Raw genomic sequence first — 14,628 nt, 5'->3', positions numbered from 1 at the left:
GCACATGCCAACAGGGGAAATCAGTATACCCAAAGTCATTTGTCAGAAGAAAGGATTAAGTCAAATCTTGCTATAACTTCACTGATTCTAAGTCATTGGAATATATGAAAGCGTGAAACTTACATCGGCAATAAAAAACGCCCCCAGCTTGAAAGCTGAGGGCGTTGGAAGTAATCAGTGTTGCGAATTACTTGATGATGACCTGACCTGACATTTCTGCAGGAATTTCTAAGTCAGTAAGTGCTAGCATTGTAGGAGCTAGATCAGACAGCTTACCGCCTTCTTTAAACTCGACTTGCTTTTCGCCAACGTAGATAAGAGGAACAGGTAGGTTCGTGTGCGCAGTGTGCGTACCACCTGTCTCTGGGTCTACCATCATTTCTGCGTTACCGTGGTCAGCAGTGATTAGCATTTGGCCGCCCACTTCTTCAATGGCAGCAACGACTTTACCTACACACGTATCAACCGCTTCAATTGCTTTTTCTGCCGCTTCGTATACGCCTGTGTGGCCAACCATATCTGGGTTAGGGTAGTTACAGATAATTGTGTCGTATTTGCCTGACTTAATCGCAGCAACCATCTTCTCAGTGAGTTCTTCTGAGCTCATTTCTGGTTGTAGGTCGTACGTTGCCACTTTTGGTGATGCAACTAGCTGACGCTCTTCACCTTCAAACTCGTTCTCAACACCGCCGTTGAAGAAGAAAGTAACGTGTGCGTATTTTTCAGTTTCAGAGATACGTAGCTGAGTTTTACCTTGCTTAGATAGCCACTCACCGTACGTGTTCTCTAGAGATGCTGGTGGGAACGCAATTGATAGAGGGATATCGGCTGCGTATTGAGTAAGCATCACGAAGTTGATAGCTGGGAATACAGCGCGCTCGAAGCCTGCAAAATCTGGTACGAAAGTACGAGTGATTTGACGTGCACGGTCAGCACGGTAGTTCATGAAGATAACTGCGTCGCCATCTGCGATCACTGCGTCTTCTTGACCTTCAGCTTTAATAGCTGTTGCTTTAACGAACTCGTCGTTCTCGTCACGAGCGTAAGCCGCTTCTAGACCAGCAACTGCAGTTTCTGATGTGAATTCTGCTTTAGCTTGAGTTAGAAGAACGTAAGCAACTTGAACGCGATCCCAGTTGTTATCACGGTCCATTGCGTAGTAACGACCTACTAGAGACGCTACGCGACCTTTGCCAAGCTTAGCGAATAGGTCTTGGAAACGTTGTAGCGAGTTCTCTGCGCTACGTGGTGGCGTGTCACGACCGTCTAGGAAGCAGTGTAGGTAGATCTTCTCTGCGCCACGTGCTGCTGCCATTTCAACCGCTGCGTAGATGTGGTCTTCGTGAGAGTGTACGCCACCTGGAGACATAAGACCCATGATGTGTACCGCTTTCTCTGCTTTAACAGCTGAGTCGATAGCTTCCACTAGCGCTGGAGTTTCAGCGAACTCACCGTCAGCGATTGATTTAGTGATGCGAGTTAGGTCTTGGTATACCACACGACCAGCGCCGATGTTTGTGTGACCAACTTCCGAGTTACCCATTTGACCGTCCGGTAGGCCAACATCCATGCCAGATGCAGAGATTAATGTGTTTGGGTTGTTTGCAAACAGACCGTCTAATACTGGTGTTTTTGCATTTGCGATCGCGTTGCTTGCGGTATCTTCACGGTGACCGTAACCGTCAAGAATAACTAGAGCCATTGGCTTCTTAGCTGACATAGTGATGACCTCGTCAAATTTTAAGTAACTGTCGGTCTGGAAGACCTTGAAACAAAACTAGCGTAATTTTACTACACTTTTTAACCAAAACTGTAGGCTAAGATCAAATATTGTTTGTGATTTATTGTAGCTATCTTTCACATTTACGGGTGAAAGCGTAGTTAGCCGACAGAAACGAAAGTAATTCATTAACTGTAGTTTCGGACAGTTTAGTTATCCAAGAAAGAAGATAATGCCTATTGATCTAATAGCTGAGTAATGACTAACCAACCAATATTCCGGTGCCGATTACTGCCACAATTGCACCAATCCAAGCATAGCGATTAGGTCGTTGTTTGGTGTAGATCCAGAGAATAGGCAAAAGCATTATCGGTGTTGTTGAAGAGAGCAGTGCAACCATGCCGACATTGCCTTCTTGCAGCGCATATAAGATCAGTGTCATTCCAACTGCCATGGCTAAGAAACCGTTAATGGCAGTAATGAGGAAGATTGAACGGTTCATTGGTTGAGTCGCCTTGGCAAGTTTGGCTCCGGACAGCAGAAACAAGCAATGTGCGATAAAAGCGGTGATCATTCTCATTGCGGACGCGGCAACAGGGTCAATGGCCGTTTGCATAATAGGTTTTGCAATTATGCCCCCTAGTGCTTGACACATAGCAGCCGTCAAGCCAAGCGCCACTCCAAACCACACATTCCCTTTTATCATTTCTAATTTATTATTTGATTGACCTCTACGACCAAAAAAGATTGCGGTCAAAACGCCTGAAAACACCAGCAAAGAGCCGAGCAGCTCTAAATTGGACATGGTTTCACTGAAAATGAAGTAGCCTAAAATAGCAGAGAAAACGGCATGACAAGAAAAGAGTAAGCCCGCTTGCCTAGGCCCCATTCGATTTAAGCAAGCAAACAGTGCCGTATCACCAATAAAAATACCGATTAGCCCAGACAGCATCATAGCGGTGATTGCGTTGGTTTCTACGGTTGACCAGCCACCAGTGAATAATGCCATTGTCGCAAGAATGACGGACGTACAACCCATGCGCCATCGGCTATAAGCAAATGTGCCGAGGTGCTGTGCTGGTGTGACAGAGAGTAAACTGGCGACAGCCCATAAAAAAGCGGCGGCTAACGCAAGCCATTCGAAACCCATCCTAAACGCATCCTTGTGCTGCCTGAAAGAAACTCAATATGCCTTAACCTTATCTTCAAGCAAAGAAAAGATTAAGGCGAGTCGAATGAAGTTAGGTAGCTGAGAACGCTTAAGTGAGTAGAAGTGTCGCGGTATAAACAATAACCAGACCGATAAGGCCGATAATTATCCCGGTTTTAGCCATGTCTTTGCTCTCAATAAGACCGGTAGAGTATGCCAGTGAGTTTGGTGGTGTCGAGACGGGTAAAATCATTCCTAAAGAAGCAGAGAACGCAACGACGACCAGTAACCCTTGTAGGCCACCGATGGTTGCTAAACTTTCCATTGATGCTCCGATTGCGGCTGCTATTGGCATTAACAAGTTGGCCGTAGCAGTGTTCGACATGAAGTTGGCCATTAGCCAGCAGACGATTGAGAGTGTGATTACCACGGCAACAGGAGATAAGGACTCATAGTCAATTGCGTGAGCGAGTGCAGCCGCTAAACCGGTCTTGTCTAAGCCAATACCAATCGCGATTCCCCCTGCAACAAGCCACAGCACATCCCAGTTGATTTGCTTTAGCTCTTCCTTACCCATTATTCCCGTTAAAGTAAAAATGGCCAGCGGAATAATAGAAACCACGTAGGTATTCATACCGTGCAGTTTGGTGGTCATCCACAGCAATATAGTGGCTCCAAAAGTGCAGTAGACCACAATCGCTCTCCAGCTTGTTTTGAAGGTGCCGTTGAGCTTAAGCATCATTTTATCCTGCGTCGCCGGAAAGAGTTTTTGTAGCAGAAACCATGCAATGGTTAACTGAATAATGACGAAAGGTAGCCCCATCATCATCCAACTTAAAAAGTCGATGGTGTTCTCACCAGTTAAGTACTGCAGCGCAATTGCATTTGGCGGGGTGCCAATTGGGGTGGCTATACCTCCAGTATTGGCAGCAATTGGGATACACAACACCAGTGCTTTGATACCTAAATCCCCTTTGGGAGCGGAAGCAACGATAGGCCCAAGTAATGCCAGCATCATGACGGTTGTAGCTGTGTTTGACATAAACATCGAGAACACTGCCGTAATTAGCATTAGCCCTAACATTATGAATTTCGGCTGGGTGCCAAAAGGCTTCAATAAAACACGGGCGAGATTGTTATCCAAATCATATTTAGAAGCCGCAATCGCTAAAGCAAAGCCGCCCATAAAGAGAATAATGATCGGAGAAGAAAAGGCGCTGAAAATGTCGGTGTATTTCATCAATTCGCCGAGTTCGTGTCCTGCTGGTGGATTGCGAAACAGGTGCATGCCTTTATCGGAAATCATGATGAGCTCTAAAGCGATGATTAAAATAGATGTGGCAAAGACAGGAACAGGCTCTAAAACCCAAAGCAGAGCAGCCAGTAAGAAAATGGCCAGCAGTCGATGTTGAATGACGGTGAGGTCATCGATTGGAATCCAATCAATAGGCATCAAGAGTACACCCAGTGGCAACCCAAAGCAGATGAGTAATTTAACGATGATCCCTGAATCAATCTTCGCCATACAGTGGTTTAACTCCCTTCATGTTTCCTTATGAAGAGATAGAGTAATTGACGATGAAGTAGAGGTCTTCGACGAGGGCGAGAGTTTTAACAACGCGCTGAATTTGTTGAACTATATTTGTTTTGCATCAAAAAAGCCCCGAGAGTCGGGGCTTTTTAATAAAAGAGCTAAGCAGAGAAATTAGGTTTCAGGTGCTTCAGAAGTAGCGCCTTCTGCACGATGTGCATAAGCAGTACCCATTACTGTTGCTTGTCCATTTTGCATCGACTCATCAAACTTGATTGCGTCTTTTGCAAACAGGTTGATTACAGTTGAACCTAGTTTAAAGCGGCCCATTTCCTCGCCTTTCTTAAGAATTACCGCTTTATCGCCTTCTGCTGGGTAGTCCCACTTGTAAACCGTGTTGCCACGAGGTGGTGTAATTGTACCTGCCCATACTTGCTCGATACTACCAACAATAGTCGCACCGACTAAGACTTGTGCCATTGGGCCAAACTCAGTATCAAAAATAGACACGACACGCTCATTGCGCGCAAATAAGTTTGGTACATTTTCCGCTGTGAGAGGATTTACTGAGAACAAATCACCTGGTACGTAAATCATTTGGCGCAGCGTGCCATCACATGGCATATGCACGCGATGGTAATCTCGTGGTGACAAGTACAAAGTGGCAAATTCACCTTCTGCAAATTCTTCTGCCAGAGCAGAATCACCACCAAGTAGTTCTTGAGCAGTAAAGTCATGACCTTTTGCTTGAATCAGTTTGCCATCTTTAATTGGGCCAAATTGACTGACACAGGCATCAGCGGGGTGAGAGATAACAGAATCACCCTCGGCAATAGGACGTGCACCTTCTTTGAGCTCTCGTACGAAAAAGTCGTTAAACGTTTTGAAATGTTTAGGATCTGAGTGCAGAGCTTCGTCCATATTGACGTTATATTGCTTGATAAACCAGCGAATGATTGCTGTTGTTAGACCGCCAGCCTTTGCTGATGCTAGCTTGCCCACAAGGCGCGTTAAACCGTGTTGTGGGATCCAATATTGCAGTCCAACTTTAATCTTATCCATGGTATTCAATTCCAATGCTATTTGAATGATTGACGATATACTGGGCGCGAGATGTTACTCAAATTGCACCTGAATGTCAGCAGTTGCGATAGTTTGCTTACAAAATTGCGATTACAAATCGGCTTTTTTGTTACGTGAATACTGTCGGTTTGCTTTGTTTTCCGCCATGCTTTCGATGATGCGATGATAGTTATCAAAACGAACTTCGCTGATTTCGCCCTTTTCAACGGCTTCACGAATGATGCAGCCAGGATCATCATTATGCTTACAGTCTCTGAATCGGCATCCACCAAGTAAGGCTCTAAACTCAACAAATGCCTCTGTCACTTGCTCTGCTTCTAGGTGCCATAGACCAAATTCACGTACGCCAGGGGAGTCAATCAGATTACCACCACTTGGTATATGATATAGGCGAGCAGCAGTTGTAGTGTGCTGACCAAGCCCCGAGTTTTCTGAGATAGCGCCTTCTTCGACTTCTAGTTCTGGCATTAACGCATTGACTAAACTCGATTTTCCTACCCCTGACTGGCCGACGAAGATATTGATACGCCCCTGAAGTTCAGCTTCTAGGGCGGCAATGCCTTCCCCTGTTTCTTTACTCACAAACAGAACCTTATATCCGATGCGCTCATATTCACGTAACCACTCGGCGTAGGTGTCGCGCTGTTCACTTTCCAATAAATCGATTTTGTTGAGTACGATAAGTGGAGATATCTGTAAGGTTTCTGACGCCACAAGGTAGCGGTCAATGATATTCAGCGACAGTTCTGGCAAGACCGATGACACGATAATCATTTGGTCTACATTTGCGGCGACGGGCTTCAAACCGTCGTAATAGTCAGGCCGAGTGAGTACAGAGGTACGTGGCTCAACTGCTTCTACAACGCCAGAAATTCCTGCCATAGACTCTAATCCAGGGCGCCATATCACTTTGTCGCCCGATACTAGTGATTCAATGCCTCGGCGTAGGTTACACCGATGAATTTCTTTAGTTTCCGAGTCTTCGATATCAGCGTGTTGACCAAAGCGGGTAATAACTAAACCAGATTTAGCACCACCCAGCATGGACTCATCCCATTGAATGGAATCTTCCTGTTTTAAGCGTTTTTTCTGGTTGCTACGCACTCGCCTTACTTGGCCTTTAGTCAGCTTTTTTTTCTTTGCCACAATGTATTCTTAGTTAACGATTATCGAGGTTGCGATCCAAACAGAAATGCTCGCAGTTGCTGTCTGTAGCAATTTACGCAAAGCTATCCTGAGGATCTTAATTTGGGTATAGTACCCTTTTTAACAGCAAACAAATAGGCAACTCATCTATGTCCTTTAGCGATCAGAACTTAATTTGGGTCGATCTTGAGATGACAGGCTTGGATCCTGAAACACACAAAATTATCGAAATCGCCACCATTGTTACTGACAGTGAATTAAACATTTTAGCTGAAGGGCCTGTTCTTGCTATTCATCAGCCAGAAGAAGAACTAGATAAAATGGATGAGTGGTGTACGACTACGCACACCGGTAGCGGGTTAGTAGAGCGTGTTCGGAAAAGTAACGTGACAGAGCAGCAAGCGATTACTCAAACCATCGAATTTCTTGAAAATTGGGTGCCAAAAGGTAAATCGCCGATTTGTGGTAACAGTATTGGCCAAGATCGCCGATTCTTATACAAGCATATGCCTGAGCTAGAGCAGTACTTTCATTATCGATACATTGATGTGAGTACTCTTAAAGAACTGACACGCCGTTGGAAGCCTGAAGTGCTGGATGGATTTTCTAAATCAGGCAGTCATCTAGCGCTTGATGATATTCGTGAATCAATCGCGGAACTGCAATATTATCGCCAAACGATTATCAGCATTTAGCTTATCAAGCCTGAGTGGCTTGAAGTTTGTCTAAAACAATCACTTCCGAGTAGAAAAGCGTCAGATTTGGGCGCTTTTTCATCAAACGAAAAAAAAGTTAGTGTTTTTTTGTGGAAGGACTTGCATCACAAAAAAATGCTCTTATAATTCGCAGCCCTGAACGACGGAAACGTTGTGAATGCGACACTAGCTCAGTTGGTAGAGCGCAACCTTGCCAAGGTTGAGGTCACGAGTTCGAACCTCGTGTGTCGCTCCAAATTTAAAGCTGTCATCGTGCTTAACGGTGAAACAATACGGACGCGGGGTGGAGCAGCTTGGTAGCTCGTCGGGCTCATAACCCGAAGGTCGTCGGTTCAAATCCGGCCCCCGCAACCAATGCGACACTAGCTCAGTTGGTAGAGCGCAACCTTGCCAAGGTTGAGGTCACGAGTTCGAACCTCGTGTGTCGCTCCAAATTTAAAGCTGTCATCGTGCTTAACGGTGAAACAATACGGACGCGGGGTGGAGCAGCTTGGTAGCTCGTCGGGCTCATAACCCGAAGGTCGTCGGTTCAAATCCGGCCCCCGCAACCAAATGCGACACTAGCTCAGTTGGTAGAGCGCAACCTTGCCAAGGTTGAGGTCACGAGTTCGAACCTCGTGTGTCGCTCCAGATTTATAGGCTTTCATCATGCCTTGAATGATGAATACGGACGCGGGGTGGAGCAGCTTGGTAGCTCGTCGGGCTCATAACCCGAAGGTCGTCGGTTCAAATCCGGCCCCCGCAACCAATGCGACACTAGCTCAGTTGGTAGAGCGCAACCTTGCCAAGGTTGAGGTCACGAGTTCGAACCTCGTGTGTCGCTCCAAATTTATAGGCTTTCATCATGCCTTGAATGATGAATACGGACGCGGGGTGGAGCAGCTTGGTAGCTCGTCGGGCTCATAACCCGAAGGTCGTCGGTTCAAATCCGGCCCCCGCAACCAATGCGACACTAGCTCAGTTGGTAGAGCGCAACCTTGCCAAGGTTGAGGTCACGAGTTCGAACCTCGTGTGTCGCTCCAATTTATAGTCCTCATCGTACTTAACGGTGACAAAATGCGACACTAGCTCAGTTGGTAGAGCGCAACCTTGCCAAGGTTGAGGTCACGAGTTCGAACCTCGTGTGTCGCTCCAGTTTCTCTTTGCAGATATGCAGTTCATATCGTGCTAAACGATGAATCAAGTTACATCCGCTCTTTATAATGCTGAGAAGCATTAACCCCTACAAGTAATGACCAACTTAGCAAAGTGCTAGGTTTCTGTGTCGAATATTACCTCGAGATATCAACAGCGAGTGAAAGCTTTATCCTAGTTATGGTTAAGGTCGCCTTTACTTAGGCTGTTAACAGACTTATCCACATTTATGTTTCTGTGGATAACTTGGTGTATAAACTTATAAATCTAGATTGACTCGTCTCAAGATTAAAGATCATTTTGTTTCAATGGAATGACACTTATCTAGTAGGTTTTTGCTAAGCTATTGTTTTTTAAGGTTTTTGTTGGTTTTTTTCTTATGGGTAGGTAAAAGCTATATGATCATTAAGTGATTGTTTTTTGATCCTAGTCATTTATTGAGTTTGTGGCTAACTTTCATAAAATATACCAAACAGTGACTAGTTTACTTTTTTTTCCACACATTGATTTTTTTAGAAGTAAATCAAAAAAACAACGCTAAATGATGAAATTCTTAAGCATCCCTAGGAAGTCCCTTCTCAACAATCCGAATTAGTCTATTCTTTTTAGTTTGCTCAGAAGTTACTGTGCGCGGAAGTTGGGCTCGTTGCTCTGTTAAAGCCCAATTAATATGCTCATCCAGTAGTTCGCTGATGCCTAATCTTGACTCTAGAACCTCAATAATTTCAATAGAATAAGGCGCATTTCCCAAAGCAATGGAGATATTGCGTAGCCATTGAACGTGTCCGATACGTCGAATAGCCGAGCCTTCCATGTATTTTAGAAACTCGTTTTCACTCCACTGAAACAAAGTAACCAAATTGGCATTTGCTAGACTGTCACGGCGATGGAAGTCATCTTGCTGTGTTAAATCAGAAAATCGATTCCAAGGACAAACGAGCTGGCAATCATCGCAGCCATAGATACGGTTTCCCATTGCTTTTCTATATTGCTCTGGAATCACACCATCAAATTCAATGGTTAGGTAAGAAATGCATCGTCTAGCATCAACAACAGCATCATCAACAATGGCATTGGTAGGGCACGAAGTAATGCATGCTCGGCACTTTCCGCATTGGTCTTCTTGTGGAGTATCGATTGGCAGTGGAATATCGACTAATAACTCACCTAGAAAAAACCATGATCCTGACTCTTTATCTAGTATTAAGGAGTGTTTTCCAATCCAGCCTAGCCCAGCTTTTTGAGCCAGTGGACGTTCTAGAATAGGTGCAGAGTCGACAAATGGGCGGTAACCAAGTTGTTCCACTTCTTGTTCAATCTTCTGTCCGAGTTTCTTTAGTTGATTGCGGATTAACTTATGGTAATCACGCCCTAACGCATAGCGGCTAATGTAGGCTTGGTTTGGATCACTGAGGTTTGAAGCGAATTGAGCTTCAGGTGGAAGGTAATCCATTCGAACACTGATGACTCTAATAGTGCCAGGAAGGAGCTCTGCAGGACGTGCTCTCATCATTCCGTGCCTTTCCATCCAATCCATACTGCCATGATAGCCAGCGTCTAACCATCTCTGCAGTTCGGCTTCGTGGTTTGATAAATCAACATCGCAGATCCCTGCTTTTTGAAATCCAAGTTCAGTAGCCCAAACTTTTATTTGTTCGGCGAGTTGTTGATAGTTCATAGCGATGGCACTCAGCGAAAGGGGGCGGGATCTTACAAGATCTTATGGCTAGGTTCTAGCTAAGTATGATCGATTAATCGTCACTATTTACGATTATTTTGCTTTAACTTACACAAGAGATCTTGTCTCTCAATTCTAACCCGGTTTACTATTCCTGTTCTTTTGATTTTTATATAGTCATTTTTAGTAATTTCGAGAATTCAATTCATGAGCACAAAACAATTTACACTAGTCGATGAACAAGCAACGATTGAAATGGGGACAGCACTTGCTGCTATTTGCTCTCAGCAAACCACCATTTATTTGCATGGCGACTTAGGGGCTGGAAAAACGACGTTCAGTCGTGGTTTTGTGCGTGCTCTTGGTCATGCTGGCAATGTCAAAAGCCCAACGTATACCTTGGTAGAACCTTACCAATTGGATAAGTGGCAGGTGTATCACTTCGATCTGTATCGTTTGGCTGATCCTGAAGAACTGGAGTTTATGGGAATTCGTGATTACTTCACACCGGATGCTATTTGCTTAGTTGAGTGGCCAGAAAAAGGCGCTGGGCTTCTGCCGCAACCAGATCTTGATATTGAACTTCGTTACGATGGTGAGCAGCGTGTTGCCTTGCTTGCTGCGAATAATGATTACGGACGTTCATTGCTAAATCAATTGGAGTTAAATTGATCATCAAACCTATACGGGCTGTATTACTTTTTTTCGCCCTTGCTCTTTCTATATTGCCTTCTGTTGTTTCAGCTAATGCGCTGGAAGGGCTTAGGGTTTGGCCTTCACCTGATGAAACTCGAGTGGTGATCGACCTCAGTTCAGAGGCTGACTATAGCTACTTTACGTTGAGTAGCCCAAGTCGTTTAGTTGTCGACCTTAAGCAAACGACTTTGAAAACCAAACTGCCTTTGAATGTGGCGGACAGCCCGGTGCTATCCAAAATTCGTAAAAGCTCGCCTCCAAACAAATCGACTTATCGTTTGGTCTTTGAGCTTAAAACTAAAGTTTCACCACAACTGTTTAAGCTCGCCCCAACGCCTGGTGGTCAGTACGGTCACCGCTTAGTGATCGATTTGCCACACAGTGCGAAGAAATCGACTACTCCTGTTGCCAGCAAGCCTTCTAGCAAAACGCAGGTGAGTAAAGATGCGTCACAGCTACTTGGTACTGCCGATATTATTGTCGCGATTGATGCTGGGCACGGTGGTGAAGACCCAGGCTCTATCGGCCCATCGAAGAAATATGAAAAGCATGCAACCTTAGCGATTTCTAAGAAAATTGCAGCGCACATCAATGCCATTCCGGGTATGAAAGCAGTATTAACGCGTAATGGCGATTACTTTGTGAATTTAAATAAACGCTCAGAGATCGCTCGTCGTAATAAAGCCCACTTATTAATGTCGATACACGCAGATGGATTTCATACACCTCAACCGCGAGGTGGTTCGGTATTCGTGTTGAATACTAAGCGTGCCAACTCTGAAATTGCTCGCTGGGTAGAAAACCATGAGCAACAATCCGAGTTATTAGGTGGAGCGGGACAGGTGCTGGCCAAAAACACTACTGACCGTAACGTGAGCCAAACATTATTGGACCTGCAGTTTAGCCACTCACAAAAAGAAGGCTATAAGCTCGCGACTAAAATTCTTGGGAGAAATGACGCGTGCAGGGGTGAAGCTGCATAAGAAGGAGCCAGTAAACGCGAGCCTTGCAGTACTTAAGTCGCCAGATATTCCATCGGTATTAGTTGAAACAGGGTTCATTACCAACCCAACTGAAGAAAGACTGCTGTTCCAGCGAAGTCACCAAGATAAGCTGGCACGAGCGTTAACCAAAGCGGTTGTACAATACTTTGAGGCTAACCCTCCAGAAGGGACTCTGTTTGCTAATCGTGGCAAAGTGAAAAAGCACAAGGTCCAGCGCGGAGAGTCACTCTCTGTTATTGCTAAAAAGTACGGCACTTCAACTAGCAAGCTGATGCAAACTAACAACTTAAAAAGTTCGAGCCTAGCGATTGGTCAGGTATTAACGATTCCAGGTGCTGCCTCTGCAGTGCATGTTCCTGTTGCCAAGAACCCTGTTGAAACAAAGACATTGACTCATGTTGTTAAGTCGGGAGAGTACTTAGGTAAGATAGCCAGTAAGTATAAAGTTACGGTGGCGTCGATTAAGCGAGAGAACAACCTTAAATCAGATACGCTCAGGTTAGGTCAGAAACTTAAGATAACCGTTAGCTTGAAAGATCTTCCTGTTAGGAAGCATAAAGTACAGCGAGGGGAATTTTTGGGTAAGATTGCAAATCGATATGGCGTTTCGGTTAATAGCATTCGTCAAGCCAACAAACTTCGTTCAGATGAACTGGCTATTGGCCAAGTCCTGATCATTCCAAACAAGTAGCAATACCCAGTGGCACGACAATGACGATAAAGATCCTTCCAGCTCGTTTAGCCAACCAAATAGCCGCAGGTGAAGTGGTAGAGCGCCCTGCATCGGTGGTTAAAGAGCTGGTAGAGAACAGTTTAGACTCCGGTGCAACTCGAATCGATATTGATATTGAGAAAGGCGGAGCGAAACTGATCCGTATTCGAGATAACGGCAAAGGCATTGTTAAAGAGGAGTTGGGCTTAGCGCTCAGCCGCCATGCGACATCAAAGATCCACACTTTAGATGATCTTGAGGCGATAGTGAGTTTAGGCTTTCGTGGGGAAGCGTTAGCCAGTATTAGCTCAGTAAGCCGTTTGACGATGACTTCACGACCTGCAACTCAGGATCAGGCTTGGTCGGCTTACAGTGAAGGCCGCGAGATGGAAGTGAAGATCCAACCTGCTGCCCACCCTATTGGTACATCAGTCGAAGTATTGGATCTGTTCTTCAATACTCCGGCAAGACGCAAGTTCTTGCGTACAGAGAAAACTGAGTTTACTCATATTGATGAGTTGCTTAAGCGTATTGCATTAAGCCGGTTTGATGTGACGATTAATCTGCGCCATAACGGCAAGATGATTCGTCAGTACAGAGCCGCAAAAAACGAGCTTCAAGCAGAGAAACGAATCGCGGCAGTGTGTGGCAATGCGTTTGTTCGTAATATGTTGAAGATAGAGTTGGAGCATCAAGGCCTTAAATTGCATGGCTGGATCTCCACTCCAGAGGGAGCTCGTGCGCAAAGCGATCTTCAATACTGCTATGTGAACGGTCGTATGATGCGCGACAAATTGATCAATCATGCGATTCGGCAAAGTTACGAAACGAGCTTAAGAGCAGATCAATTTGCCACCTATGTATTGTTTATTGAAATTGATCCACACCAAGTAGATGTGAACGTTCATCCGGCGAAGCATGAAGTTCGTTTCCATCAAGCGAGGTTAGTGCATGATTTCATTTATCAAGCGTTGAGCGATGCCCTAGTACAGAGCGCTCATATTGAAACGCCTCAAGTTCCTCAGTCTGCTTTTCATCAAGCGGCAGAGAGCGTTTCACCGGAGTCTAATGCGCAGCCGTCTACGGCAACGTTTCAACACAGTGATTCTCCAGGACATACTGCTCAGGTACACCACGGAGAAAGTGGCCGTACTGATGCTTATAACGATGTTGAACAGCGTGTATTTCAAGCGATTGAAAATACCCCTGCATACCCTCGCAAACGAGAAGTAGCAGAATCCAAGCCTGCTTTTTCGGTTAACGAAACTTCGGCGCGCAGTGAATGGATAGAGACGGCTAAACCAAACAAGCCACAGTCATCTAAGCAGCAAGAACGATATTCTGCTCCAGCGCCAAGTAAGCAAGAAGTCAGAGCTTACAATGAGCTTATGCAAACGCCTGACTTTGGTTCTGAGCTAACTAGCAAACCTGACAAATCAAGTGGCTCTCAACCAATAGGTACACATGATGAGAAGGTGGAAACCTTAGGCAAAGCGATTGCTGTATCCCATAGCCAATACTTAGTCATGGGGTCAAAGTATGGCGTGGCACTGGTATCACTCGCTAAAGCGGAGTGGCTGAGAACTCGCGGGCAGTTAGAAACAGGTATAGAAGCGCTAAAGTCCCAACCTTTATTGGTTCCGCTCTCCTTGAAGTTAACCACTGATGAAGTGACCCTCATCGAGCAAGCCAGTGAGTTGTTCGGGTTATTTGGGATTGAATTTAAGGCGAGACATACCTCAACGGTAATGGTTATGGGGGTCCCACAACCTTTGCGACAACAAAACTTGCAAAAGCTGATCCCAGATCTGTTATCTTACGTCGCTTCGTTTGATGATGGTCAGGAAGCAAGCCAGAAGAGCGCGCGTTTGTTGGCGGATTGGCTTGCGCAAAACATCACTCAAGTGAAAAGTGACTACACTTTATCCGAAGGAATTCAAATTATTGCGGAACTAGAACAGCTTTGGCACGGTCAACTACCTTTAGATGATCCTAGCTTTGTTCGTCCTGTTAATTTTGAAGCGACCATAGCGGCACTAATGCCATAAACATATAAGT

9 protein-coding genes, 10 tRNA genes and 1 pseudogene are annotated in these 14,628 nt (G+C 45.2%); 14 read left to right on the top strand and 6 right to left on the bottom strand.

The window, feature by feature from the left end:
• Window positions 1-187: 187 nt before the first annotated feature.
• The 5 genes from gpmM to rsgA form a co-directional block, all read right to left on the bottom strand.
• Window positions 188-1,720, bottom strand: a complete 1,533-nt coding sequence (gene gpmM / locus J4N42_RS12880) for a 2,3-bisphosphoglycerate-independent phosphoglycerate mutase (RefSeq protein ID WP_252028478.1) — start codon at window positions 1,718-1,720, stop codon at window positions 188-190.
• Window positions 1,721-1,982: 262 nt separating this feature from the next.
• A complete protein-coding gene (locus J4N42_RS12875) occupies window positions 1,983-2,870 on the bottom strand; it encodes a DMT family transporter (protein ID WP_252028476.1) in 888 nt (295 codons plus the stop codon).
• 109 nt (window positions 2,871-2,979) lie between these two features.
• On the bottom strand, window positions 2,980-4,395 hold the full coding sequence (locus J4N42_RS12870) for an SLC13 family permease (protein ID WP_252028474.1): 1,416 nt from the start codon (window positions 4,393-4,395) through the stop codon (window positions 2,980-2,982).
• 180 nt (window positions 4,396-4,575) lie between these two features.
• Window positions 4,576-5,463, bottom strand: coding sequence for an archaetidylserine decarboxylase (asd, locus tag J4N42_RS12865; RefSeq protein WP_252028473.1), 888 nt, complete (start codon window positions 5,461-5,463; stop codon window positions 4,576-4,578).
• Between the two features lie 111 nt (window positions 5,464-5,574).
• The gene (gene rsgA / locus J4N42_RS12860) at window positions 5,575-6,630 is read right to left on the bottom strand and encodes a small ribosomal subunit biogenesis GTPase RsgA (protein WP_252028470.1); all 1,056 of its coding nucleotides are present in this window, start codon (window positions 6,628-6,630) and stop codon (window positions 5,575-5,577) included.
• 149 nt (window positions 6,631-6,779) lie between these two features.
• On the opposite strand from rsgA, the gene orn reads away from it, so the two are divergent.
• The 11 genes from orn (at window position 6,780) to J4N42_RS12805 (ending at window position 8,480) form a co-directional block, all read left to right on the top strand.
• A complete protein-coding gene (gene orn / locus J4N42_RS12855; protein ID WP_252028468.1) occupies window positions 6,780-7,325 on the top strand; it encodes an oligoribonuclease in 546 nt (181 codons plus the stop codon).
• Between the two features lie 180 nt (window positions 7,326-7,505).
• A tRNA-Gly gene (locus tag J4N42_RS12850) sits at window positions 7,506-7,581 on the top strand.
• Between the two features lie 42 nt (window positions 7,582-7,623).
• Window positions 7,624-7,700 (top strand) — tRNA-Met (locus J4N42_RS12845).
• Between the two features lie 2 nt (window positions 7,701-7,702).
• Window positions 7,703-7,778: transfer RNA gene (locus tag J4N42_RS12840), tRNA-Gly, on the top strand.
• Window positions 7,779-7,820: 42 nt separating this feature from the next.
• Window positions 7,821-7,897: transfer RNA gene (locus tag J4N42_RS12835), tRNA-Met, on the top strand.
• A 3-nt stretch (window positions 7,898-7,900) separates the two neighbouring features.
• A tRNA-Gly gene (locus J4N42_RS12830) sits at window positions 7,901-7,976 on the top strand.
• A gap of 41 nt (window positions 7,977-8,017) precedes the next feature.
• Window positions 8,018-8,094, top strand: a tRNA-Met gene (locus tag J4N42_RS12825).
• A gap of 2 nt (window positions 8,095-8,096) precedes the next feature.
• Window positions 8,097-8,172, top strand: a tRNA-Gly gene (locus J4N42_RS12820).
• 41 nt (window positions 8,173-8,213) lie between these two features.
• Window positions 8,214-8,290: transfer RNA gene (locus J4N42_RS12815), tRNA-Met, on the top strand.
• A 2-nt stretch (window positions 8,291-8,292) separates the two neighbouring features.
• A tRNA-Gly gene (locus J4N42_RS12810) sits at window positions 8,293-8,368 on the top strand.
• A gap of 36 nt (window positions 8,369-8,404) precedes the next feature.
• Window positions 8,405-8,480 (top strand) — tRNA-Gly (locus J4N42_RS12805).
• 553 nt (window positions 8,481-9,033) lie between these two features.
• On the opposite strand, the gene queG is transcribed toward J4N42_RS12805, so the two are convergent.
• The gene (gene queG / locus J4N42_RS12800) at window positions 9,034-10,158 is read right to left on the bottom strand and encodes a tRNA epoxyqueuosine(34) reductase QueG (protein ID WP_252028467.1); all 1,125 of its coding nucleotides are present in this window, start codon (window positions 10,156-10,158) and stop codon (window positions 9,034-9,036) included.
• Between the two features lie 207 nt (window positions 10,159-10,365).
• Between queG and tsaE the strand changes: the two genes are divergently transcribed.
• The 3 genes and pseudogenes from tsaE to mutL all read left to right on the top strand — a co-directional run bounded on the left by tsaE (window position 10,366) and on the right by mutL (window position 14,618).
• Entirely contained in the window at window positions 10,366-10,830 is a 465-nt protein-coding gene (tsaE, locus tag J4N42_RS12795) for a tRNA (adenosine(37)-N6)-threonylcarbamoyltransferase complex ATPase subunit type 1 TsaE (protein WP_252028465.1), read from the top strand.
• A gap of 11 nt (window positions 10,831-10,841) precedes the next feature.
• A pseudogene (locus tag J4N42_RS12790) lies at window positions 10,842-12,549 on the top strand (LysM peptidoglycan-binding domain-containing protein).
• Between the two features lie 20 nt (window positions 12,550-12,569).
• Window positions 12,570-14,618 carry a DNA mismatch repair endonuclease MutL gene (gene mutL, locus J4N42_RS12785; protein WP_252028463.1) on the top strand — a complete coding sequence of 683 codons (2,049 nt, stop codon included), beginning with the start codon at window positions 12,570-12,572 and terminating at the stop codon, window positions 14,616-14,618.
• Window positions 14,619-14,628: the final 10 nt, after the last annotated feature.

The organism is Vibrio sp. SCSIO 43135, assembly GCF_023716665.1.
Classification (GTDB): domain Bacteria; phylum Pseudomonadota; class Gammaproteobacteria; order Enterobacterales; family Vibrionaceae; genus Vibrio; species Vibrio paucivorans.
The sequence above is the reverse complement of the archived record's forward strand: the minus strand, read 5'-3'. Positions and strand labels throughout refer to the sequence as shown.